22 protein-coding genes and 2 pseudogenes are annotated in these 25444 nt (G+C 42.7%); 5 read left to right on the forward strand and 19 right to left on the reverse strand.

The annotated features are described in order from the left end of the window. The first annotated feature begins 64 nt into the window (after window positions 1–64). Window positions 65–1051, forward strand: a complete 987-nt coding sequence (locus MHH49_RS29405; protein WP_076274925.1) for a hypothetical protein — start codon at window positions 65–67, stop codon at window positions 1049–1051. 33 nt (window positions 1052–1084) lie between these two features. Further along, complete coding sequence (locus MHH49_RS29410; RefSeq protein WP_076147175.1) at window positions 1085–2173, forward strand: hypothetical protein; 1089 nt, start codon at window positions 1085–1087, stop codon at window positions 2171–2173. A 196-nt stretch (window positions 2174–2369) separates the two neighbouring features. On the opposite strand, the gene map is transcribed toward MHH49_RS29410, so the two are convergent. The 6 genes and pseudogenes from map to MHH49_RS31280 form a co-directional block, all read right to left on the reverse strand. Next, window positions 2370–3116 (reverse strand): type I methionyl aminopeptidase, encoded by a 747-nt coding sequence (gene map, locus MHH49_RS29415; protein WP_076274924.1) that lies wholly within the window; start codon window positions 3114–3116, stop codon window positions 2370–2372. A gap of 32 nt (window positions 3117–3148) precedes the next feature. Further along, window positions 3149–4135, reverse strand: coding sequence for a hypothetical protein (locus MHH49_RS29420; RefSeq protein WP_141118534.1), 987 nt, complete (start codon window positions 4133–4135; stop codon window positions 3149–3151). A 168-nt stretch (window positions 4136–4303) separates the two neighbouring features. Further along, window positions 4304–4930, reverse strand: a complete 627-nt coding sequence (locus MHH49_RS29425; protein WP_341138714.1) for an SGNH/GDSL hydrolase family protein — start codon at window positions 4928–4930, stop codon at window positions 4304–4306. A 164-nt stretch (window positions 4931–5094) separates the two neighbouring features. Next, window positions 5095–6273 (reverse strand): NAD(P)/FAD-dependent oxidoreductase, encoded by a 1179-nt coding sequence (locus tag MHH49_RS29430; RefSeq protein ID WP_036685891.1) that lies wholly within the window; start codon window positions 6271–6273, stop codon window positions 5095–5097. A 40-nt stretch (window positions 6274–6313) separates the two neighbouring features. Then, window positions 6314–6757, reverse strand: a complete 444-nt coding sequence (locus MHH49_RS29435) for a DUF1641 domain-containing protein (RefSeq protein WP_036685888.1) — start codon at window positions 6755–6757, stop codon at window positions 6314–6316. Window positions 6758–6957: 200 nt separating this feature from the next. Further along, a pseudogene (locus tag MHH49_RS31280) lies at window positions 6958–7801 on the reverse strand (DUF2785 domain-containing protein). A 221-nt stretch (window positions 7802–8022) separates the two neighbouring features. Between MHH49_RS31280 and MHH49_RS29450 the strand changes: the two are divergent. Continuing rightward, window positions 8023–8640 carry a nitroreductase family protein gene (locus MHH49_RS29450; RefSeq protein ID WP_036685885.1) on the forward strand — a complete coding sequence of 206 codons (618 nt, stop codon included), beginning with the start codon at window positions 8023–8025 and terminating at the stop codon, window positions 8638–8640. Window positions 8641–8752: 112 nt separating this feature from the next. Here the strand turns inward: MHH49_RS29450 and MHH49_RS29455 are convergent, their stop codons facing one another. From MHH49_RS29455 to MHH49_RS29485, 7 genes are all read right to left on the reverse strand, one after another. Beyond that, window positions 8753–9373 (reverse strand): hypothetical protein, encoded by a 621-nt coding sequence (locus tag MHH49_RS29455; protein WP_076317100.1) that lies wholly within the window; start codon window positions 9371–9373, stop codon window positions 8753–8755. A 3-nt stretch (window positions 9374–9376) separates the two neighbouring features. Beyond that, window positions 9377–10261: an EFR1 family ferrodoxin gene (locus tag MHH49_RS29460; RefSeq protein WP_038570079.1), complete on the reverse strand. Its 885-nt coding sequence runs from the start codon at window positions 10259–10261 to the stop codon at window positions 9377–9379. A 183-nt stretch (window positions 10262–10444) separates the two neighbouring features. Then, complete coding sequence (gene dnaN, locus MHH49_RS29465) at window positions 10445–11587, reverse strand: DNA polymerase III subunit beta (RefSeq protein WP_036685882.1); 1143 nt, start codon at window positions 11585–11587, stop codon at window positions 10445–10447. Further along, entirely contained in the window at window positions 11588–11923 is a 336-nt protein-coding gene (locus tag MHH49_RS29470; RefSeq protein ID WP_235219526.1) for a hypothetical protein, read from the reverse strand. Window positions 11924–12735: 812 nt separating this feature from the next. Further along, window positions 12736–13221 (reverse strand): DUF3888 domain-containing protein, encoded by a 486-nt coding sequence (locus MHH49_RS29475; protein ID WP_036685880.1) that lies wholly within the window; start codon window positions 13219–13221, stop codon window positions 12736–12738. A gap of 60 nt (window positions 13222–13281) precedes the next feature. Continuing rightward, the gene (locus tag MHH49_RS29480) at window positions 13282–14214 is read right to left on the reverse strand and encodes a phosphotransferase enzyme family protein (protein WP_254924695.1); all 933 of its coding nucleotides are present in this window, start codon (window positions 14212–14214) and stop codon (window positions 13282–13284) included. A gap of 26 nt (window positions 14215–14240) precedes the next feature. Continuing rightward, window positions 14241–14402 (reverse strand): hypothetical protein, encoded by a 162-nt coding sequence (locus tag MHH49_RS29485; RefSeq protein WP_155288118.1) that lies wholly within the window; start codon window positions 14400–14402, stop codon window positions 14241–14243. Between the two features lie 174 nt (window positions 14403–14576). Here MHH49_RS29485 and MHH49_RS29490 point away from each other — a divergent pair, with 174 nt between their 5' ends. Beyond that, window positions 14577–15791, forward strand: coding sequence for an MFS transporter (locus MHH49_RS29490; protein WP_038574369.1), 1215 nt, complete (start codon window positions 14577–14579; stop codon window positions 15789–15791). A 75-nt stretch (window positions 15792–15866) separates the two neighbouring features. On the opposite strand, the gene MHH49_RS29495 is transcribed toward MHH49_RS29490, so the two are convergent. Continuing rightward, window positions 15867–16577: an SAM-dependent methyltransferase gene (locus MHH49_RS29495; protein ID WP_341121086.1), complete on the reverse strand. Its 711-nt coding sequence runs from the start codon at window positions 16575–16577 to the stop codon at window positions 15867–15869. 388 nt (window positions 16578–16965) lie between these two features. After that, window positions 16966–17859 (reverse strand): LysR family transcriptional regulator, encoded by an 894-nt coding sequence (locus MHH49_RS29500; RefSeq protein ID WP_076272847.1) that lies wholly within the window; start codon window positions 17857–17859, stop codon window positions 16966–16968. Between the two features lie 131 nt (window positions 17860–17990). On the opposite strand from MHH49_RS29500, the gene MHH49_RS29505 reads away from it, so the two are divergent. Then, window positions 17991–18731 (forward strand): SDR family NAD(P)-dependent oxidoreductase, encoded by a 741-nt coding sequence (locus MHH49_RS29505; RefSeq protein WP_341138715.1) that lies wholly within the window; start codon window positions 17991–17993, stop codon window positions 18729–18731. Window positions 18732–19232: 501 nt separating this feature from the next. On the opposite strand, the gene MHH49_RS31285 is transcribed toward MHH49_RS29505, so the two are convergent. The 4 genes and pseudogenes from MHH49_RS31285 to MHH49_RS29520 all read right to left on the reverse strand — a co-directional run bounded on the left by MHH49_RS31285 (window position 19233) and on the right by MHH49_RS29520 (window position 25423). Further along, window positions 19233–19967, reverse strand: a complete 735-nt coding sequence (locus MHH49_RS31285; RefSeq protein ID WP_445667577.1) for a X2-like carbohydrate binding domain-containing protein — start codon at window positions 19965–19967, stop codon at window positions 19233–19235. After that, window positions 19968–22853: pseudogene (locus MHH49_RS29510) on the reverse strand (X2-like carbohydrate binding domain-containing protein); the annotation flags it as partial. A gap of 351 nt (window positions 22854–23204) precedes the next feature. After that, a complete protein-coding gene (locus tag MHH49_RS29515) occupies window positions 23205–23963 on the reverse strand; it encodes a DUF6612 family protein (RefSeq protein ID WP_076317251.1) in 759 nt (252 codons plus the stop codon). Window positions 23964–24181: 218 nt separating this feature from the next. Then, window positions 24182–25423, reverse strand: a complete 1242-nt coding sequence (locus MHH49_RS29520; RefSeq protein ID WP_341138716.1) for a purple acid phosphatase family protein — start codon at window positions 25421–25423, stop codon at window positions 24182–24184. Window positions 25424–25444 lie beyond the last annotated feature (21 nt).

Here is a 25444-nt window from a genome sequence, read left to right on the forward strand (position 1 = left end):
TATAGTATAATAATGTCATTTATTTCATTTTCATTTACATATAAGGGGAATATGGAGGTGTAAATTGAGTAAAATTACTTTACCCGTTTCCGATCCACTAATAAATACTTCCAACGCCTATGGGACTTTGTTTTCTATTATTTCTTCGGATAACCGCATATGGCCCTGGGTTTATTCCAACTTCATTCAGCTGAGATATGTAACGGATTGGGAAACTTACTTTTTTGACAATCATGAGCTTCTTGTTGATTATTGCCCATTTCTCAATAAGTTCATATTGCCTAGAACCATCATTTCCAAGTGGTCTTCCTTTACGGATTTTGTAGTAGACTCTATCAACGGCGATTGCTATGTATGGTGCCATCTCGACCGGTACTTTATATCTGCATATCAGGAGTTCGGCAAAGAACACCGTTTTCACGAGACATTAATTTACGGCTACGATCTTGATCGCCAAACAGTCTGCATTCGGGACAATATTACGGGCGGTAAATTTATGACCGCTCAATGCACCTTTTCCGAACTGGAATCCGCCTTTGACTATCTGTCCGGGGAAGAAAATTTTATTACGCGTGTAACTTTGCTTAGCAAAATCGATGCAGAATTTGATTTAAACGTCGAACAGATTGTCGACAGCTTGCAGCGATATCTATCCTCCAAGCGCTCATTCGATTTTATTAACCATACCATTACCAGCATCTATGGACAAAGTGTGTACCAACACCTCATTTATCAAATGGAGCATCCTAAAGAAGATGACCCTGAGCTTGACATTAGAGCCTATCATTTGCTGTGGGAGCATAAGAAGCTTATGGTTTTAAGACTTAAATATCTCCAACAAATAAAACTCCTGCTGCAAAGCGACCGATGGATTGAGCGTTGTACTGAGCTTGAAGAACGCTCTCTTCTGAACAGAAATATGGTGCTTCGGTATAATCTGTCCATGGACCCCAAGGTGCTAGACGCACTCAAACATTCTCTGTTGACCATACAAACAGACGAAACCAAATTATTGGGCGAAATAATAAGCGCGCTCGGCTCCAAGGGATGAATTGGAGAATTAGCAGCAGTTGGAGGGACAATTATGCAGACGTTGCAGACGTTAGAAATGGAATATTACTATAATTCTGCAGGGGAGCCTATTGCAGAGGTACAGTCACTGGGAAACTGCTATACCCGTAATATTTTTTTCATGCTAAAGAGGTATGTCAATGACTCTAGCGTATTGTACAAGATGTTTTTAGATGATTTTAATCTGAAATTAGTTACCCATACTGACAGTGACCAGTTTGAATTAAGCTTGAACGAGATCAAAGATCCCGAGGATTATATAACAGTCGCTAATAAACATACTTTTAGCAACAATGCAGAGGCAGCCATCCAGACGATAGAGACACTGTTAGCAAATAACGAAGTCGTATTTGTCAATACGTTAATGAAACGAGTCCCCTTTTATAGAACATTTGAATTAAACCCGGCTCTGGAAACAGATCATATTGTGGATGGGCATATATTTTTGATCCTAGGGCAGACGGCAACTGATTTTTATTTCTTGGACAATTATATAAATTACAACAAAGAGTATTTCAAGCCTTATCCGCATAACAAAAATATCGGTCAAGATGCCAAAACTTCGTTTATGGATGCCTACAATCGGCAGTTTTCCTGTTTCACAGTGCATCCTAATCAAGATGAGCTTGCTGAATTGCCAGCCCGAGCCACGCTCATTTTAAGAACCGCACTATCGAATTATTATAAGCCGCCCTCTTGTACCGAAGGCCGCCTGGAATATATCGGACGATCAGCCATCCAGGAACTGAACAATCTGTTTGCAAGTGGACGTTTCATCCTCAATACAAAGATTTCAAACCGCCCCCATGACCTTTACTCTTTAACCCGGACGACGCTCACCCGTCATTCAGATAGGAAAAAAGTATTGCTGTTGCTGCTGAATTCCTTAGCAAATCCTAATGCTCTCAGCGATGTCATTCATTGTGCTCGGCAAAGCATCGAACAATGGGAACTTTTAAGGAATGTTATGACCAGGCAGTATATCATGAATGAATTTACACTTACTGACCAGATGGAAGAATACATGGCCTATGTCCTTCATGCGGAAGACCTGTTTTATCATTCCATTGAAAAAAACATCGATAATTTATGCCAAATATAGGATATAAGCGTAACGCCTCATCCTAGAAAAAAGGAGACTTGTCAAATAGACAGGTCTCTTTAAAGTATTTACCGCATTGCCACTTATCACGGCTAATAACAACTTCGTTAACGACATGGAAGGAACGGAGGGTCCGGGTAAGGGCTTTTGCTCATATCCCCCTCCATCCTCCACCCCTTTAAGTCGCTATTCGGGCTTACACACTAGTCAGAATAATAGGCTCACCTTTAGTCACGATAATCGTATGTTCAAACTGCGCTACCCGACCGTTATCTACAACACTTAGCGTCCAGCCATCCGATTGCTGCTCAACATAGTCCGCTCCAGTCGAGAGGAAAGGCTCTACTGTAATTACTTGTCCTTCCTTCAGTACTGTGGTCACTCTTGGATTATAGAAGGGTAGAATTTCAAAAGGCTTCTCATGCAGTGATTTGCCAATTCCATGGCTGCACAGATTACGCACCACTCTATAACCGCGTTTGCGAGCTTCAAGTTCCATCATTCTGCCGATCTCGTTAACCTTCATCCCTGCCCGCAGATGATTGATCACACTCATCATGGTTTCCTCAGTACTCCGGCATAAACGCAGAATATCATCGTTATAGGGCGGCAGTTGAAAAGAAACGCCAGCATCCCCATAATACTCATTCAGCTCAGCAGAGACATCAATGTTGATCAAATCGCCGGCATTAATCACTCTCGGACCCGGAATACCATGAGCAACCTCTTCGTTCACACTGATGCAGGTGCTGCCCGGGAAATTATAAGTTATCTTCGGGGCTGAGGATGCTCCGAAGCTTTCCAGAATCTCAGCTCCAATAAGATCCAACTCCGCAGTCGTCATCCCAGGGGTTACTTTCTTTTTCATCTCGGCGATGGTGTGGCCCACCACTTTTCCAATAGCTTTTAACCCTTCTAAATCTTGTACCGTATCACTTGTCATCCAACACACATTCCTCTCACTTCATGAATTAATCAATTGTCCAGCCTCTGAAATGCACTCCCTACCCACTGAAAAGTATCTTCCACTTGTTTGCCTGCTGCGTTATCGTAGTAACTTCTCTTGAAGCTATGCTCATCAACTTTATCCAGCTTTATGGAATACCGCTCAGGACTGCTGATAAACAGCTGATTTTCAGGTTTAATAGGCAGTTCTTCTATCACGTTATTTCTTCTGAGTGTAAAAAGCTTATAGAAATAACCGTTACTCGTTCCATATTGTCCGATCGTAAAATCGGGATCACCATCTCCATTATAATCCTCAAACTGAAGCTGGAAAAAATCATTAAAGGTCTGGGCAAATTGATCATTTAACGGATAGCTACTCAGCGTTTTCCCTTGTTCATCAGTCACAACTAGTCTAAATCGGCCACTCCAGTTTCTTCCCGTTAACGGACTGGGTGTAGTCCAATCTTCGCTATATGTCCCCTCTAGCAGTTGCAGATTTAAAAATCCCGCTCTGCCTGTGACCGGAGACAGTTCATTATGTGATAGGGTTACTGGACCTGTTACCTCGACAGAAGTCTCCACAGGGTCTGCCTGTTCAATGTTCTCCGTATCGATTGTTCCATAAATGAGCTTTCTTAACTGGTCAGAGTTTTTCACAGGAATCGTGTAGCCCTGACTGCTGTTCTCCGCTGTAGTAAACATCCCTTCATGTCCAAGTTGATCTCCAAGCGCTATGTAATAGTCTTCCGAATAGCCGTCCCCATAAACAAGCTTCATTTCAAATTCCGGACCCCAATCCAGATCATCAGAAAATTTTTTACTCTTGTTCATAGCCTCCGCAAGCGTCTTGATCAAAACAGAATCCTTTAGCGTTAAGCTCTCTGAGTGCAAAGGACGATCCGCTTGTTTCTGATCACTAGTTGCCACGGGTGTCAACGACACGCCTTCGATCCATCTGGCATTGATGAAGCCCAAATCACTTTTACATCCGCTTAACACTACGACCAATAACAAAGGTGCTATCCATATTAACCGCCTAATGCGAATCGCCTCCAATACATAAGCATATTCCAATTATAACAGTGTCTATAAATATATAAAAACGACTTTACTAACACGCGATTAAAAAAAGACTACAACCTGCTTATTAAAGCGTGGTTCTAGTCTTAAAATGACAATTGATTAGATTGCTCCCATCGTTTTGAGCCAAGCATCCGCAATAAGTGCATGACCTGCAGGAGTAGGATGTACTCCATCATATGCCCAGTAAGCCGGTTCTGCTTTTACGGAGGCCGCTGCAAAAAGTCCATCTAGCGGAACCAGCGGCGCCCCATATTCACGTGCCAGCTCGCGGACAATATGAATTTTAGGATCAAGATCCTGACGCCAAGTACTACGATCTTCCGGTACAGGCAAAACAAAAGGCTCTATAAGAACTAATTTAGCATCCAAAGATTTCTGAGTGCGTTTAATCAGGTCCCGATATGAAGCTTCAAACTGCTCGGGAGTGGTTTCTTCACCAGAATCAAAACGGCGCCAAGTGTCGTTAATTCCAATATAAATGGACACCCAAGTCGGCTTCAAATCCAGGCAATCCTTATCCCAACGCCCCTGTAAATCAACAATACGGTTGCCACCAATGCCACGGTTAATAAAAGTAAGATTCTTCTCTGGATATAAATACCCCAGACGAGCGGCGACCATCATTGCATAACCCACTCCAAGCGATGAAGCGTCTTCATGATTACGTCCCCAGTCTGTTATGCTGTCACCTTGAAACAGAATGACATCGTTTTGTTGGAATATCATAAATGAAATCCTCCTCTAACTACCTCTGTTAATATAACCCAATCTATTATATCAAATACAATGAATACAGCCTACTACGAAACATCAATAATGCAAACATTTCACTAAAAAAACAATAACAAAAACCCCGCTCAGATTCGAGCAGGGTTTAGGGTTAAACTATATTAGTAAGCTAGGCTGAACAATCCTTTAATGTGGGACAAGTAACGAATATTACTTGCTTCCTTCATCAGAGTTGCAGGCAAGCCTTTTAACGGAGTAGAACTTGCACCAACGATGGCTACACCGTCTTTACGGCCTAAGCTAGCAAGCGTACCAGAGTTGATTGGGCTAAAGCTTTCAAACGATTTATTTTTCAAGAAGGCATACAGATTGTATCCGATCAATTCACCCATTTGCCAAGCGATTTGAGCAGTTGGAGGGTATGGACGTCCATCTTCTGCAAAGACCACAGCGCTGTCACCAGCAACGAATACATCTTTGTGGGAAGTGGATTGCAAGAACTCATTCACCGTTGCACGACCGCGGTTAACTTCAAGACCGGATTCGCCGATGAGTGGATTTCCTTGTACGCCACCAGTCCATACAAACGTGTTAGCAATAATTTTTTGACCGTCTTTCAAGTCAATCGCATTGCCTTCTACATTCGTAACAGGAAGACCTGTCAAGAATTGAACACCACGTTTTTCCAAGCTTGCTACAGCACGTTCGATCAATGCATCTGGCAATACTGGAAGGATTTTAGGACCTGCTTCAACGAGCATAAGCTTAATTTCTTTAGGATCAACGCCATATTTTTTAGTAAGTGTAGGCAATACATCCGCGATTTCACCAACAAGCTCAACGCCGGTTAAGCCGCCGCCACCGATCAGGATGTTTGCATCTGCTTCATTTTTCGATTTCGCATATTCACGAATACGATCCTCAATATGTTGATGAATTTTGTTAGCATCTGCAGCTGATTTCAATACCATACTGTATTGTTCAAGCCCTGGAATGCCAAAATAAGCTGTAGTGCTGCCAAGACCTACAACAAGCGCGTCATAAGTTAGTGTCACACCATCAGAAAGAACAATTTGTTTGTTCTCCACAGAAAATGAATTAACCTTCGCGATTTTCAGGTCAATATCTTTACCTGCGAAAAGCTTAGTTAGAGGCATAGCAACAGCACCCTCTGCAACACTACCTGCTGCAAGACGATGCAATTCTGTGATGATTTGGTGGGTAGGATACTGATTAACTACAGTAATTTTAGCTTCATCTTTTTTGAGATACTTGCGTACGGTTAAGGCGCTTAGTAGACCACCATAACCTGCTCCTAGAATGACAATATGTTTAGACATGATGTTTCCTCCGTCCCTTACGTATAAGATATGAAAATGATTATTTCTGCTTACTGCGTTCTCCAGCAACTTGAAGGTATGCATTTACGAAACGGAAAAGCTTTTGCGCTTGCGGATCTTTCAACAACTTCATAAGACCAAAAAGACCAATAACTTCGTTACTTTCATTCGCACGATCTTTTGCTTCGATCACTGTAGCTGCCATATTCTTCGCGGAATGCACTACAGGTTCAGCAAGTTCTTTAATTGCACTTACCGTATCACTTTTCAAGACATCATCCGCTGCGACAGTTTGCACAAAGTCATAGGACTTTGTAAGCACGCCAACAAGCTCAGTTAATTTTGGCAGCTGTTCCACCAAGACTGTTAATGATTCCTGAACTTCTGGTTTCAAGAGCTGCTCTAGAACATCCATTTGTTCCTTGCTAACAGCTACTTTTGGTGATTCTTGTTCAGGTTGTGTTTGAGTGATTGATTCTGACATATCCAAATCTCCTCTGCAATAAGCTTTGCTGCTTAATAGTAATGAAAAACATAAGAACTTTTAACGCCATATTTCTATTATAGCACTTATCAAGTTATAAATGTCACAAAGTTTTTGAATTTCCATAAAATTTTGTGATTTTTATTACATTATAATAAATTATTTAAATTACCAGTGTTAATTAAAACCGTTTGAGTGAATTAATGTACAAATTCATTCAAATTCTTCTCAGTTTTCAATAAAACATCCACAATGTCCATATTCTTCTCTGTTAGAAGTAACCTGAAATAAAGAGAACGCAGGAAGTTCTTTGTATTTATTCGAGTAACGTACTGGCTGTGGCTTCTAGGCCAACTGCCACATTGCGCCAAGTTGAGAATCCAATCGGTTATAGACTGCTGTGGAAGTAAATGATGATCGATGATTGTAACTATAATAGTAGCAATCCGTTCATCTTCTTCCTCCCTGAATATGTATTGATCGTTATAAAGCATCTTTTGAACAACTGTCAGAACCTCTTCCCGCACCTCGGCATCACTCTCCGAGCATAAAAACCAGCTCATCCAAGGCGTCTGCGCCATGTGCTGCTGCGTGTGCCCAGCCTTCTTTTTCCATATAACCTCTTAAATCCCGTTCTTCCTTATAATAACGAATTAAACCCTGCTTCACCTTTGTAAATTCAGAGCTATCCAATATAGCCTTTTCCCTATGCCGCTGGAGAATAAGAGCAACAACCAATACAGAAAATGTTCTTGTATACACCGTCTGATCTTCTTTGTTCCCAATGTGATAAAATAGATGCTGCTCGTCAAGGAGTATCCACAGCAGTTCACGAAGCTCCGCATCATTAAACCAATGTTTCTCATTAATCCATTTGTAGAATGTGGAATAAATCAATTCATCACGCAGCACAGGCTCGGGATCTCCTAAATGCTCAAGCATCAACTTCACATAATCCTTTATGTCCTGTCCACTTCTAAGCTCGTAGTCATTCTCTTCGATTCTTTGTAAATCTATCATCAATCGTTCTCTACTATTAATCAATTTATCCACCCTTTCATTCACCGTGTTTTTACATATCCTAATATCCTAATTTATGTCCTATTTTTTGACAACAGGGTATTCAAGATTAACTTCAATAAATTTTATCATTGACGAATTTTATAGGCTGTGTTATTTTGAGTTAGTAACATTTAGTTAGTACATTTACAAATATCAGGTGTTTATATTTTACAACCGAACACATACACAACGGAGGAATACTTATGAGCGCTTTTACAGACTTGATTCAGTCCCGCAGATCCGCTATGAATTTTGTGGAAGGGGTCACCATCCCTCAGAATGAATTAGAGGAAATGTTCTCTTACGCCAGATTGGCACCATCGGCCTATAATCTACAGCATACAAATTACAAAGTGATATCTAACGAGAGCTTAAAAGAAGAAATTCGCGAAGCGGCTTACGGCCAATATAAAATCCATACTGCTTCAGCAGTTATTGTAGTGCTAGGAGATAAGCATGCTTATCAGCAGGCTCCAGAAATCTATGGCGGGCTTAAAGCTTTAGGAGCGATGTCACAAGAGGAATATGATGAGCAAATAGAGATGATTAACAATGCTTACATTGATAAGGATGCTTTTCAAAGAGATGAAGCAATACGTAATGCCTCTCTCTCGGCCATGCACTTTATGCTGATCGCCAAAGATAAAGGCTGGGATACCTGCCCGATGATCGGCTTCGATGCTGATGTTATCCAATCCACCTTGAATCTGCCGGATCATATGGTACCTGTTATGCTGATCACGATCGGCAAAGACAAAAAACATAAAATCAGACCCCGCGGCTACCGTAAGCCAGTCAACGAATTCGTTGAGTTCATCTGATTATAGATACAGCAAAACGTTCCATCCGAGGCAAGTAGCGGGTGGAACATTTTTTTTAATTGGAACTCATCATGAAGATAATGAACCGTGTGCCCGATATAGAAGAGGTGCTCTACTTCGCATATTGTAAAATCGCAATCGCTGCTCGTTCCCGTCGTTCGGAGTCATCACAAATCAAAGCTTCTTTCAAAATATTAAGCGCCTTAGAGAGCGTCTCCTCATCCAATTCCAGCGGACTATTCACTTCTTGTTCATTAGTAGAAACACCTGTAATCCACAGATCCAAGCGAGCACTTGGTTTTGGACCCTTAAATTGTACAACCGGTGCACTTTGGTTAAATAACTCCCGCACGCCTGCGTTTAGTTCAGAAATCGGCAGACTTTTCAACCACGTCACACCACGCCGATGGCAAGTACCCTCGTCAACATTATCATTTAACTCGTTGTAAAAATAATCTCCGAGGTCTCCGAGATGTACCCAATCTCCATCGGCCACCAGCACATAATCTCCATCTTGCATCGTATGTACAAATAGCTGAAGGGCTTGCAGATGTTGCATAAGCTCCGGCTCACTATATTGGTAAGTACCGATTAATCGATCACGAAGTTCCTCTATGCTTAGATTCTCCAGATCCCCTATTCCGGGGTAGCCGATACTCACATAATTATCCTCCAAAAATGTGCTGATCCGCTCAATCCCCAGTGGCTTAGATCCCATCCGAAACAGATTCATATGTCATTCCTCCAAATACTTAATAAAATGCTTATAGTAGCCCTTGGATTTGGGAGTAACAAACCGTCCATCATTCGCAGAATCCTTCATTAGTTTATGAAGATTCGGACCTCCAGTATAGGGATCTACTACGCTAGCCTTCAGTCTTGTCGCTTGGATTGCCTTCTGAGGACAAGAATAAACACAACGCATACATAATAAACAATTTTGACTGAAAACAATTCCTTCTACGCCGCTACTAATATTGGATGTTGGACAGTTGCTGACACATTTTAAACATAGTGTGCAAGCGTCCGTTGTACGCAATCCTTTTGCGAAGTATTTTCCCCCTTGGTGTTCCTCACAATAATATACTGTTCTCAGAACCCGCTCCAACACAGGGTGAATCGGCAGATTTCGTGGTGTTCGGTTTACGATTTCCTCTGCAAACAATTCCACCTTACGCTGTGCGGCTTGGTACAACTGCTTATTCAACCTGTCATCATATTTGATATAAAAATTACATGGCATCGCCAAAATGGAATTGTGAAAAGGGATATATCCCTTCCCACGCAAAGAACGAAGAACCGTATTCGAAGCACCGTTATTGATATAGTGTGGAGAGGATGCCGTTTTGAATACAAATGCCGGGGTTCCATTACATTCAGGCAGCTGATCTGCAAAATGTTCAACAAAACCGGAAGCGCCAAAGCCTAGAACCGGATGACCAATACCTATAAGATCATAGGCTTCATATTCTACAGAACGAGTGCCTTTAATAATATCTTCCACTCTAAACAAATCTACGTCTTGCCCTTTACTTCTTAGCCTTTCAGCAAATTGCTTAGCAATAATCTCCGTATTGCCAGTACCTGAGAAATAAAATATGGCCGTCTTTGCATTATGCATTCCATCCCCTCCCAGATCAAATATACCTCATTCCCGTCTGGGAAAGCTGTGATGCTGAAGTGGGTTTGGGCTATTTCGGACTCAGTTGCTCTTATTTCTATAATTTCGCTCGTTTTGCCACACTATCGGACTCAGTTGCAGCTATTCGCTCAAATGTACTCAAATACTGCAATTAACATATCCTCAATCATGCGTCCTCACAGGAGTAATTAAAAAAAGTGTGGACGAAGATGCGTCTACAGGCAGGATCACCAGCGGTCTTTCTTTTCCCGCGAACCTTATTCTAAGCGTCTCACTATCTATCGCCCGAAGGATGTCCCTGAAATATTTTCCGTTAAAGGCTACTCGAAAATGATCACCCTCTAGATGATCCAAAGGAATCTCTTCTTTTACATCCCCAATTTCTGCAGTCTTGGACACTAAACTTAGCGTGTTAGAAGGAAGTACGCTGAGCATAACACTCTCACCAGCCAATATAGAAATACGTTCAACCACATGTAACAAACGGTCTGTCTTAACAATCACTTCGGAGAGATACGCTTTTGGGATTAAATTATTGACAGAGGGATAAGTTCCTTCTAGAAGGGCAGACTGAACCCTCAATCCATTAGAAATAAATCTGATCTGCTTGGGGCCTATTTCTAAATCGGTGCTGCTGTCTGCATCATCGCTTAATATTTTTAAAAGATCCTCCAGGCTGCTGCCCGGGATTACAACATCTAAAGGAATTGCACCGTAATCTTCTATGCTTTCAACAATATGCTGGGCGAAGCGGATGCCATCAGTGGCGACTACACGAATATTTCGCTTATCTATTTGAAGCAAAACTCCTGTGAGCACAGGTCTGGTTTCCGATGAAGAGACCGCAAAAACCACTCTTTTAAATATTTGCTTCAGGAGAGTGTTCTTCATGCTTATCTTTTGAATGTTTGGATGATCTATGTATTGGATTCTTGGAAACTCTGCCGCATCCATTCCACATAAACGAAATTGAGTGTTCCCTGATTGAATGTTTAGAATCAATGCCTCTTCGATTTCCAGCCTAATTAGTCCAGGATCAAGCTTACGAATGATCTCATAAAAATAACGCGCGGGAACTACGATCTCACCTGTGTTGTGCACAACCATCGAATCCATCTTCACAGGGAGCTTATATTCAATGGTCATTCTTATATTGCTGGCTGTTAATATCAGACCCTGAGTTTGCGCCTGAATAAGTATTCCTGAAAGAACACGTGAGGAACTATTCGCGGATATGGCTTTTAATGCTGCCTGTAATGCGGTACTAAGAGAATCTTTTGATACATGGATTAGCAAAGACTTCACCTAACTCTCCTTAGATTCCTTTACAAAATGCGCCTCAATAATGTTCCGAAATACTTGAGAGCGAGATGCGTTCTGATCCGCACAAGCCTGCTCTATCTCCTGCCAAACGTCCTCAGATAACGTCAAAGATACCTTTTTAGTTACACCAGTGCTTTTTCTACCCGCACCCTCCCGAAGACCTCCCCTTGTAAAAAGAAACCCCAACTGCCCATCTTTAGTAGCTACACCTACTTTAACTTTATCCTCGTTGTTACTTGCGCTATCGCTAGTGACTTTATCTTTAATTTCGCTAAAATTGCTCCTCTTGTGTACGCCTTCGAATTTATGATCACCCAATCCCTCGCACCTCCGTATTTGAATTTAGTAACTCAAATCAATACATTCACTAATTTCATAATACCATAATCGCCATTAATCCACCACAAGTCTAACCACAAAAAAAACACCCCAAAGATCGGAGTGTGTGTGGTGGGCTGGGCATGAGTTGGGTATGCGTTGGGTATGAGTTGGGTATTGCAACGTTAACCCATGGATTTTTTATTTTGCTTAAATTTTTTTGTGAATGTATGAGTTAATTGCACTTTATACAACTATAAACAATACATTGTGCTGCCCGAGCGAAATAAGTGTATTCTCTGCAACTAAATTCAACGATATTAACAAATTAGTGTGAAAAGACTTCTTTTAACTGCACCAAATGCAACTAAAAGTGACTAAGCTTCTTATCTCCTGCAAATAAGTGTATAAACTGCAACTATCCCGTTTACCCGCTCCCGGACACACGCACTCACCCTCATCACGCCACTAGCCCAACCTTCATTCCCTCTCACACACCCTCATCATGCCACTAGCCCAACCTCTATCCCCTCACATACACACCCTCATCACGTCACTAGCCCATCCTTCATCCCCTCTCACTGCCCCTCATCATGCCGCTAACCAAACCTTATTCCCCTCTCACTCACCCTCATCACGCCACTAGCCCAACCTTCCTCCCCTCTCACTCACCATCTCCTAAGACTCCCTTCCCTACTCAACCCATTACCTTTACCGCAGAACTCCCTACTCATGTAAAAATAGCTCGCCTCATAACTCAACGCGCGGCACATATTAACATCTACTCTTCCGCCCGCCTTACCTAAACTACACTATCTCAGGATGTTCTGATAATTTGGTGGGAAGTCTGACTTTTGGGGGTCTTTTAGATGCTTGAACGATTCAAGCTTCACCTTAGGACCAGGAGAGATCCTAAAAGTCATGGTATCTTCTCCAACTGAAATATGTGGACCTACTGTAGGATATACGTTAAGTGTAATCAAGAAATCAAACCCACGGAAACCATTGAGCCGCTTCACCTCAGTCACATCCACAAAGTAAGGATAAACCATTGGCGATTCTCGCAGAAGCGGTGAATAAATATCTGCAATTTTTTTCTCAATATGGGGTAAAAGTAATAACATCAGAATGTCTTGAAACTTAAGTTCGCGAGAATCTTGATCTGGCAGTTGAAGTCCCGAATCAGACCTGGAGGGCGTTATAGATTGAGGTTGAATTAACCTATTAGCGGAGCAAGGTTGTGGCGTCAGAACAAGCATCACTGCGACAAGAAGGGGAGCAATCCAGCTTTTTTTCATCACAATAGCCTCCTTAGGGAACTTTATATAAATTCCCCAAAGAGACCCTATTTTTATACGTTAAATCTCAATCCTGTCAAAAAGAAAGGGTTCTCCCTTAAGATAATTTTTCAGGATCGCTAGCGCATAGGGCTGTTCTGCTTTTAGACCCTCAGTTTCCCTAGGATCGGATACGTGATGGCAATAATTTTCGATCATAACCATGACCGTAAAATTCTCTAAAGTCTGAACCCACTCCCCATCGAGCTTGGCGATACTTTCGTACCCCTTAATGACCCCTTCTCTTTGCAATGGATACAGTCCAAGAAGGGTATGTGCCACGTCATAAAGATAATAACCCCAACCACATCTTCCAAAATCAATCGGCCGAGGTTCGCCCTCTTTAAATATGATGTTGCCTTGATGTAAATCTCCATGGATAACGCCATAAGACCTTCTGTTCTTATTTTTATGCTGCTTGCTTAACCAGTTGTATAATTTTTCAGCTGCCGACTGATACAGCACAAACTCATCATCCGTAAGAAAACAATGATAATGCAGCTTTAAACGAAGCATTGCTTTTCGAAAGCTATGCTCATCCCAAACAGGACGATTAAAGCCAGAGGGTAACTCCAGCTCCTGTGCCGCCTTATGCAGCTTGGCTAATAGAACGCCTTCTTTGTAAATTTGTTCTTCGGTAAGTCTTTCATTCGCATGTTCCCCTTCAACCCAACGCATTAAAGAGGCATACACACCTTCTCCATTTCCCTGTTCCACTCTGAACGTTACAGCACCTGTGCGATCGTGAATACCTTTTGGCAGGGGGACATCAATTTTGCTCTTCAAAAGCTCCAGCCACGCGATTTCGGAGTTGATTTCCTCTTTAGATCTCCCCGAATGAAGGCGCAGTAAAAAAGTTCCCTCTTTATTAGTTTCGATTACAAAGGTACAGGTATCCGATAGCTGGTTAAAACGAATCTGCGTCCAATCCAGGTCAAAGTTCTGAAGCGCCATTAAAGCTGCCTGCTTATAATTTTTTCTCATCGCAAAGGAAGGAACACTTCAGCCTCATCGGGCCAGGAAGGGTTCGCAATTTGATAGATTTCTATATCCAATCCAAGATCATTACTCTGCAAACTGTTATTAAATTCTTGCTTCATTTCCGGCAATTCAAGCACTTGGACTTGGCCTTCAACATTCATAAATAACCATCCCTTCAATGATCTATAAAAATGAAAACTATCTGAAAAAATATTTATCTTGAAAATATTTTCAGAAAACTAAATAATAGAAAAGCAATACTTACATGTCGGATCTATCATCTTAACCAAGGTGGAGCTTCATTACAGGCAGAAGAAAGGTTGAACATCGGCATCATGAATGCAATTCCAAACCTCAACAAGGCACAAACACGCAAAGAACGAGCAGGGAAAGAGCCCTTTCCCATCTCTATACTTTCTCTTACGGTAGGCGCTTTTGCGATTGGTATGACTGAGTTTGTTATTATGGGTATTTTACCAAATGTCGCCAACGATTTACAGGTTAGTATTTCGACTGCTGGCCAACTCATTACAATGTACGCACTTGGAGTGGCCGTTGGCGCACCCATCCTGACCATTCTCACGCAACGCATTCCACAAAAGAAACTGTTATGTCTTCTCATGATTCTTTTTATACTGGGCAACGGAATCTCTGTGTTTGCACCCAACTATACCGTTCTCATGGTAGCTCGTATAATTACAGCTTTAACTCATGGTACTTTTTTTGGGGTTGGCGCAGTCATCGCATCCAATCTTGTACAACCCAATAAGCGGGCCGGAGCCGTATCTATTATGATGGCAGGTTTAACGATAGCCAATATTGTCGGAGTTCCTCTAGGGACATTTATTGGACAAAGTATGGGCTGGCGGGCCTCATTTGCAGCGATTGCTGTCATGGGAGTCGCCGCGCTGATCGGTATTCTCATTTTTATTCCAAAGCTTAAACAAGAGAAACCAGCGAGTGTTATCCAGCAGATTGCTGCGCTGGCTAATCCAAAGCTGCTACTATTCTTATTGATCGGGGCGTTAGGGAACGCCAGCTTGTTCACCGTGTTCACATATATTACTCCACTGCTTGAAGAAGTGACTGGTTTTGCTGAACATAGTGTGACTTGGATTCTAGTCTTATTCGGCTGTGGGGTGACCATCGGGAACATCGTTGGCGGAAAGCTTGCGGATTGGAAGCTGATGCCTTCTATCGTGGGACTTTATTTTGCAGTCAGTATGATTCTAACGATCTTTTCCTTCACGATGCATAGCCCAATAGCTGCGGTAATCACAATATTTTTCTGGGGTATGGTGTCCTTTGCGGTCATGCCGGGTCTGCAAATACGGATTATGAGTCTGGCTCAGGCAGCCCCTGCACTTGCCTCAACGACCAGCCACTCCGCCGGGAATCTCGGTAACGCAACGGGTGCCTTTATTGGCGGTTGGGTCATTTCTCATTTAGCGATCACTTCGCTTCCTTGGGTCGGTGCGGTTCTAGTGGGCCTTGGTCTGGTATTAGGCATAGCTTGTTTTGTAGCAGAACGGAAAGAAACTGTGGCGTAAGCTTTATAGATATTTATACAAAAAACGAGGGCGCTCCCAAAGTCATCATGGCTTGAGGCACCCTCGTTTTATATTTCAGAGGAACAATTCTGCTCTTCTAATCTTCAACATCTGCTTTGCACCTTTTTGAAATTCATAAGGAACCTCTAGTTCCTCTGCAGTAAATCCTTGCCTCACCAAATCATCAATAAGGCGGTCTAAATGCTCATACCTTTTACAAGAAAGGTCGACTAGTGGAAAGATTCGAAGCTCGCCTCTCGTCACCCGCATTAGTTCCTTAACAGCCTTTAGATGAAATTCATAGTCCAGCCGATCGCTGTACATAAATAGAAAGTGAGCAGATAATGTCAGATCAAATGCTTCATCCGCAAATGGCAGATCCGGAAGTACCACAGGAACATAACGCTCCGGGGTTTGTCTTCGATCTTTAGTGCTGGCGGTTAAAGCTGCGTTCCTAGCTTCGGTCAGGCCCTCGATTGATTTAAAGTAGTTCCAAACGAAGTTATCCTGTACTTTTTCCATTCCGGACATCGCATGCGCAATATCTTGAACCCCTTTGTCTGCCAGCTCATCTTCAGAGTAATAGTAAGCAATATCGGCAGCCGTTACAGCACCACCCAACTGATTCGCTATTGCTGTAAAAGAACAAGCACCCGCAGGACAATCCAGAATTCTCTGGCCGATGAGATCTGATTCCAGCAAATCAAACATACGTAAATATTCCTCATAGGTCCTGCCAATAAAAACAATTCTCTCCAAATCAAGCTTTCCCTTTGCTCCGCTCATCTCAGCTCACCTTTCCTCTTCTAGGCTCATTTACACTTCTACTTCTGTTTTAATATACGAATAAGGTAATCAATTAGAATCCCCAAAATCAAAAACGTTCCAAAATGAATAATATAAGTTGGGAATCTGACGCTGATTAACGCACTATTGGTTCCCCATCTCGGATTATTTACATCAACCATGAAGCTTTCAAAAGGTTCTGTAAAGATCAGTGTATCTATAATAGGGTTCAAACGTACAAGAATAATATTCGCGATCCCCACCCCCAGATAGTCACTCAGACAGATGATGATACTTATAATCGAAAGCCAGAAACTGAATTTCCTCCTAAAAAACATCAAACACCGCCCTTTCTATTTTTTCTATTTCTTAACAATTCGTTTAAAATTCAAAATATCCTTGTCACGGTTAGTTCCTGTTTTAAAAAATGATACAATCTGGAGCTCGCTAGCTTAAGCGGATAATCTGAAAGTTTACATATGATCCCACAGGTCATATCAATAACCTTTCCCTCCAGCTTCCGTACTATAGTTCCTGCTGGGGCTGGATTCAGCACAATCTCAGGCACAAGAGCCACTCCTAAACCACTTCCCACAAAATATTTCAGCGCTGTCATGCTCCCGATTTCCATTGTATCTAGTGGCGGCCCACCTGATTCCTGCAGCACACTTTCTAATTTTTTGCGATAAGGACAATTCGCTGCCGTAATCAATAAGCGATGAGCCTGTATATCCTCTGGGGTGATACTCTCCTTGGATGCTAGCGGATGCTCTTCTGGCAAAAGTAACACAAATTCCTCTGCAAATAAGGGTTCAAAATAAAGCTCCTTGCCGAGCTCAGGCGCCGAGCACACAGCCATATCAATTTCACCACGCAGGAGTAGTTCACTAAGTGCTGCGGTTCCCGCAATATCCACGGAGACTTTCACTTTAGGAAACTGTGCCATAAACTCACTTAAAAGCTGCGGCAAACGATAGCTCGCCGTCGGGTCCGTTACCCCTAATCGCACGTTGCCAGCTTCCCCTATTTTTAAATCAGCCAAACGGCTCTCTAGTCGTTCCATATCTTTAACGATATGTAAGCTCTCTTCATAAAACAATCTGCCTGCTTCTGTTAAGCTGATTTGCTTACCCCGCTCAAGCAATTGACATCCCAGATCAGATTCAAGCCTTTGCATCTGCATCGTAACTGTAGATTGGGCATAGTTCAATTCTTCTGCGGCACGATTAAAGCTTCCGGAAGTTACGATTGTTTGAAAGGTTTTTATTGTTTTTAGATCCATCCTAGTGTCCTCCAGTGTTCAATTCAAATAAATTGAACCAAACCTTCATTATATTCAATTATACGAAATCCACTTTTCTCTATAGAATACTTTATATCAACAACATACGCCAACTTAAGGAGTGCATGAGGATGGATCTCAACAATAAAGTCGCATTAGTAACTGGGGGAGGGACTGGAATTGGCAAAGCTGTAAGCTTGGAACTATCCAAACGCGGGGCTCACGTCGTAGTGAACTATTCTAGATCTGAGGATGAAGCTAATGAAACCGTAAAGACGATTCTGAATCAAGGAGGGCAGGCTATAGCAATACAAGCGAATGTGTCTAAAGATCAGGATGTGCGAAGTATGGTCCATTCGATTATTCAGCATTTCGGGACAATAGATCTGCTAGTGAATAACGCCAGTATAACTAAACATATTGCTCTCGGAGATCTGGAAAAGGCAACAGAGGAAGTATGGGATGAGTTATATGATGTAAATGTGAAAGGAATGTTTTTCTGTGCCAGAGCGGTTGCACCGTATATGAACCATAAAAATTCAGGAGCCATCATCAATCTCGGCAGCATCGCTGGACAGACAGGCTTAGGCTCCTCCCTTCCTTATGCCGTCTCCAAAGCGGCTGTCCACGGTCTTACGAAATCGCTGGCACATGCGCTGGCTCCAAATATTAGAGTTAACTGTGTAGCACCGGGCGCCGTTGCTACTAGATGGTGGGCTGGACGAGAAGAACAGATGTATAAACTAGCCCCTAATCTGCTGCTTCAGCATATTTCAACCCCCGAAGATATCGCCCAGTTCGTCTGCGCTGCGCTAGAACAGGAAGCAATGACTGGACAGATCATTACCATAGATAGCGGACAAACATTGTAACAGCCAAAACAGCTAATGGTATGTCAGAACTACTTTTAAGTATCATTAGCTGGTTCTTACGTACCGTACAGGAGGAAGTGAAGCGTTGATAGAATAATTGGGGGATTTCTCCCTAAAATTCTGAGTTTTCTGGTCATCCAACCAATAATTAGGGAAAACCTCCCTAATTATTAGCTAATTTACTGGCAAATAACGAATTCGCCTGATTTTTAGGGAGGTATTCCCTGATTTCGTTCATTTAAAGCAAATATCGGCTGTTTTCAGGGAGGTTTTCCCTAATTACTATATAGCCAACACTGTAGGAACCATAAATGCATCCGACATACCACATGCCTTCTCATAGCACGTACCACATGCCTTATAGAACGTTGCCACATAGTACACGCCTCTTAGAACGCACGTAGTACACCACAGTCTATGGGTTAAAGTAAGAAGCTGCCCCAAAAGTAGAATTTTCTACTTTTAGGACAGCCTTTTCAGCATAACTATTAATGGAGATTCTTAGTTAGGTTCACTACCCCAGATCAGATTACCCGAGATGTAGGCTGGCGCTTTTGTCCAATCTACAAAATTGGTATCAACCGCATTAAAGGAGTAATCTCCGGTTTGAGTGTAATTTGACCAATCCTCTTTAGCCACTCGCACTTGGATATCGATGCTTGCACCCGCATCAAGTGAACCTGCTGCACTCGAGAATCCAAGCTCCAGATAATAATCCGCATCTGCTTTAGCCGTTGGCAGCTTCACAAACGTGCCCGTTACATTCGCGCTTCCAGCCTGTGACCAATCGCAGAAGAAGCTTTGTGCCTGCTCACCGTCAATTGTGTAATAATATCTTAATTTCACATCAGAAAGTGCAACAGCACTTGTGCTTGTATTCACCAGCTTAAACTTTGGATTTAGTGTATTTCCGGAAGCAGACACTGTACCGTTATACATCTGCACTTTCAGTGCTGCTGTAGGAGCTACTGACGTATCTGAGATGGTGACAACCAAGGATTGTGCGGCTCCTGCACTAAACTCAAAGGTCAGCGTTGTCGTTCCTACGGCTTGAGTTGCCAGATACTCCTTCTTGAGAGTGACTGTTGATCCACTTACTGTATAATCCGTTCCGGCTACGAGGGTTGCCGTTCCATTTTTGATCGTGCTCAGCGTATTTCCGTTCAACGTCATAGTTACTGCAACGTCTGCTTGATTTGCTGTTTTCTTATCAAAACCTGCGCTGCTTGGGGTGATGGTCGAGTTGGATACTGGTGTTGTAGTATCCGTTACCGCTACCGCCAAAGATTGTGTAGCTCCAGCGCTAAAGCTAAACGTCAGCGTAGTCGTTCCTACCGCTTGTGTCGCTAAATACGCTTTTTTAATCGTCACTGTTGATCCACTTACCGTATAATCCGTTCCGGCTACAAGGATTGCCGTTCCGTTCTTGATCGTGCTCAGCGTATTTCCGTTCAACGTCATAGTTACTGCAACGTCTGCTTGATTTGCTGTTTTCTTATCAAAACCTGCGCTGCTTGGGGTGATGGTCGAGTTAGATACTGGTGTTGTAGTATCCGTTACCGTTACCGCCAAGGATTGTGTGGCTCCAGCGCTAAAGCTAAACGTCAGCGTAGTCGTTCCTACCGCTTGTGTCGCTAAATACGCTTTTTTAATCGTCACTGTTGATCCACTTACCGTATAATCCGTTCCGGCTACAAGGGTTGCCGTTCCGTTCTTGATCGTGCTCAGTGTATTTCCGTTCAACGTCATAGTTACTGCAACGTCTGCTTGATTCGCTGTTTTCTTATCAAAGCTTGCAGTTATTGGCGTAATGGTCGAGCCTGTAGCTGGTGGATTTACAGGATCAGCATACAAGGTGCCTCGGCCATTCGTACCGAGATATACACGTCCATAGATTCTTGGATCCCCAGTAATCGCCATATTGATCTTAGCGTATTGGTGAGCATCGTCATTAATACGTACCCAAGTTGCGCCAACATCATCGGAACGGAATACGCCCCGTACACCATCAATCTTAGCTACGGTGTACAATGCCATATAAGTTTGGCCCGGAGCAGCCTTACCATAACCAATAAGATCAGCTTCTTCTACATTCGTTAACTTCGTGAAGCTCGCACCTGAATTAGTGGAGTGCCATAGACCATATTTATTCTCAACCGTATTCCCTCCGGCGAACCAAATGTCGCCTTCAATACCTGGAACTGCCTTCATACTGATTTGGGCTTCATTCGGCTGTAATCCAGCCACATTATTGGTCGGGAAGCCCGAAGCTGCGGTGGCAGTAAATGTAGCTCCACCATCCACACTTACATAGAAAGTTCCTGCATAGAATCCATAATATTTGTTAGGATTCACGCGATCAGACGCTATCTTCGCCCCTGCCGGTAATCCTGCACTTGCTGTCCAAGAATTGCCTGAGGTTTTGGAGTAATAGACCCCAATATCTGAAGTGCTCCACAGAATGGAATTACCACTTGCAGAGACTGCCACTTGTCCATGGCCCACCGTTGTTTTGGTTCCATTTGAAGGCTCGGAGTTTGGCATATACCAGTTCACTCCACCATCGTTAGAGATACCAATGGACTTCATGCTTGGCGTTTTTTCTTTATCTGCACTGCCTACCCGCACCATATAGGACGGACTCAGTTCAGCGTAGTCAATACTCATCGTTGTTGCCCATGAAGGACTGGTCTGGAATTTGGTTGGTGCTACCGACAAATCCTCATGACGGAAACCAGAAACGTCACCAAGTGCAGTGATCAAATGCGAAGTTCCAGTTGGCGGGCTAATTAGACCCAGCACTGCAGTTTCCTCCACACCTTTTGCCATGACTGAGATATTTACCTTGCCACCGGTATCCCATGAGGTCAAATTGTTCGAGCCATAAATTGTTGCTCCAGTGCCGTACATCATTCGATTCGAGTTAAATGGATCAATTTCCAAATCACCCATCATCCAGCCTAACTTCGGTGAAGGATCCAGGGATGTAGAAGTGGTTCCATGATCGAGCCATGGAGCGGCGGTGATATCCATACTGAACTTATAAGTCCGTTCTGGATAATTGCCCCAATCCCAAATGCGACTCCAAGTAGCGCCACCGTTGGTACTGCGGAAAATGACTTCATCAGGCCACCAGGCGTTTAAGCTGGATACCATCAATGTGTTAGGGTGCTGAGCATCCAGCGCCAATCCACCAAATCCGTACCAATTATCTGTACCAGTCGTAGGACTGATATTGGTCCAAGACCCACTAGTTTTGTTGTATTTCCATACTTCACCCTTACTACCATCATACGGTCCTACACCATTACTATAAGTAATATAGAGGTCGCCTGTGGATGACAGCTCGCCGTGATGTGGCAAGAAACCCGTAGGTTGTCCAGCCAGAGCTGTCCAGGTTACTCCACCATCTGTACTCCGATATACGCTGCTAGCCGTGTCGGCTACACCGACATAGATCGTTTGAGTAGCGTTGCCAAGTGTACCTGTACTCTTATCGAAAGTGATCCAAGACAATCCGACGAGATCATTCCCATAATCAAGTGTCGGATTCTGAATATACGTGCCTACGTTTGGAAAAGAGGTTACCTTTGACCAAGTTACACCTGAGTCAATACTTTTCCAGAGGCCATTACCACTTCTAGCTCCAAAGTAGAGAATGTTGTTCTTATTTGGGTCGATGACTAGGCGTTCACCAGCGGAACGGCCCGGCATATTGCCACCTACTTTAAAAGGCAGTGGAGTAGTTTGCCAGGTGTTCCCCCGGTCATTAGAGCGCATAATCTGGCCATTATTATCCCAATGATTAGTATACGTACCCGTTGCCATGTAGACTTTATTAGGATCAATTGGGTCTGTAGCCAGAGCATCTACGCCATTCTTGTTCCAATCCACCCAGCCTACCGAGTCACTAATTGAGACCCAACTGGATGTAGCTTGATTCCAGCGATAGGCACCGCCAATATCTGTTCTGGCATAAATCAGATTCGGTTCAGTTTGATTAAAAATAATTCCGGGTACAAAGCCCCCGCCAGCTCCCGTTACAACGCTTTTCCAGGTGTAAGGTTCACTTGAGGCTGCATGGGTAGTAGCTGGGAATGCAGAGAATAAAGAGCCTACCATCGCGCCAAGCAGGACCAAAAGTCCTGTTTTCCGGATACGGTTACGAATCACGTTTTACGCCTCCTACGATATAATTGGTTTGTTTATGCCTTCTTCTTACTCTATATCCCTGCTCCTCCCTCCCCCTTAATCCATACCTTTAGAACTTAGAATCCATTTTCTGATAACGCTTTCATTATAATGGTAAGGTTTTTCATTATCGAGAGAAAATGGTTATATTTTGCAGAAGATTGTCTCTAAAAATCGTACCATTTTCACACTTCAGGATACAATTTCACTAAATTTTGATCAAAAATAATTCTATTGATAAAGAAAACCTCCGGAATAAATCCCAGAGGCTTTCTAATATAACTATTCTTCACTAGTATCTGCAGGCATAACAATCTCTTTTATACCATTAAAATGGCTGATATTTGTTTGCAAAGTGAGCACTGATTCTGAATCTAAGTTTTCTGATTTTAATGAAGTGAATATTTCCGCTTCCACTTTTTGCGGCAAATGTGTAGTTTTATCCAGCGTATATCTTAGTTTAATTTTGTCTGTTAAATTCTGTTTCATCAATTTGAGTGTTTCCTTACTCGCATCATTAGACGATATCTCCATCGAAAGCATGTATTCTTGTTCCTCTTCAGTAACAACGATCTCCTGAGAATCTATCTGGTACGTGTCTATATAATCGTACGGATCAATAAATCTTTGTACCATTTGTTTTTCTTTCACTGGAATATAATCGTCTTGCTTGATAAATAAATCATCCATTACCTTTGTATGATATTCAGTATCCGATATGTACTCTTCTCGTTCCTTCCCTTCCGCAGTCTCCGATTTTAGATATACGGTATAAGGATTTCTAACATAGTCGACATGAAATGAGACAGCGCTCGACCAATGTTTATCTTCACTTTTTTCCGATTTGCTTGATGTTTCTTCTTGTTTCTCCATTTCTATAGTGTAGCTCTCCTGCTTAGCCAGTTCACTCCGAGACATGCTGAGCAGCTCCTCTGCACGCTTATCTCCCCCTCCTTCAGCACCCGATTTAGTGTTCGTTGCACAACCTGTCAAACCTAACATACAAATGATACCGATAAAAACCGCTTTTCTGATAAACATATTACTTCCCCTTCACTTCAAATGAAATCCAAATATAACTAAATCTATTTTATCATTATAAAGCTAACAGCTTATATGACGGAAAAGGTAGACATGTGAAAAAGCGTCTTATGGTGTACAGTTGCGCCGGGTTTGGTGCTTTGATGCAAATCAAAAAAATACCTCCCCCGCCTTTACAGCTGAGAAGGTATTTTAGTAATATTACCAATTCCCTTAGCTCAATGTGTCAGCACAAACTCATCCAGCAGCTTTCCATCCACATCATAGGCCTGATAGGTTAATGTATCCCCGGTAACGTTAATGCCGGCAAACATTTGCTTATTGTTCTGAAAATGCACCGCATGATAGAACTGATCTTCTTTTTTCTCGTTAAATTTCCCTCCAGAAGCGTTAGTCACAACATAGACTGTCCCTCGTTTAGCACCTTTGGAAATCTCACCTTCTAGAACTATTTTTCCGCCACGTAACGGGTAGGATCTGGAATATTCATGATTATGACCCTGCAGCACTAAGTCAACCTGATACGTATCAAAAATATCCGTCCAATCTTCAACTTTCTTATAGGAGTTCCCCCCGTAAGCCGGACGGTGCATCGCAACGATTTTCCATTTCTTGTCTGTGTTCTTCAGATCTTCCTTCAGCCATTCCGTTTGCTTTTTTAGATTGCTCTCTGTATTCAGTACCGTTACATGCACAGGTCCATAATCGAAGGAATACGAGGTACCTGCAATTGAACCTTTCGCCCCATTATCCGGCAGGTTGAAGTGTGAAGTATAATACGTTGCATCCTCATCCACCTCATCATGATTGCCTGTTACCGGCATTAACGGAATCCCTGAAATCCAGCCCTGCACATTGCCAAAAAAATCATCCCAGCCTGCCGAATCCTCCGGATCCTCCGTCAAATCGCCGTTATGCACAATAAATTTGGCTTCAGGAAATGTCTGAAAAGCCTTGTTCAGTGTATTCCCCCACAGCTTAAAATCCTCTTCCGTTTCCCCTTGAGAATCCGTTACGTTGATAAAAGACACACTGTCCAGTCCATCTTCTTCCGTTGTAAATTCCGCTGCCGGACTCCATTCCCCTTCAACGCCACTACCCACTCTATAAGTATATAACGTCCCGGGTTCAAGACCCGTAGCTTCCACTTTATGAACACCTTTGGTGCCATTGTCTGTTTTGATGGAACTGCTTTTCGCTTCTACCCTTTGTACATCCGTATTTGCAAAAGAGGACACCTGTCCCTTTACAATCTCCAGAATGCCTGCTGCACTAGAATCACTTGTATACCAAGTAAACGCGCGGCTTGTGCTCGCGGCTCCCTTAAAGGTAGTCACGAGATCATACGGTGCTGGTGAATTTGCATCACTTCCGCTTTTCGATCGTTCCAACCCATAAGCCACTAAAATAACCACAATCACAAGCACTCCTAGGATTATGGCAAATTTATAGTCTCTCATCACGGTACCTCCTTATGAAAA

Origin of the sequence: Paenibacillus sp. FSL F4-0122 (assembly GCF_038002845.1) — a bacterium.
GTDB lineage: Bacteria > Bacillota > Bacilli > Paenibacillales > Paenibacillaceae > Paenibacillus_AQ > Paenibacillus_AQ odorifer.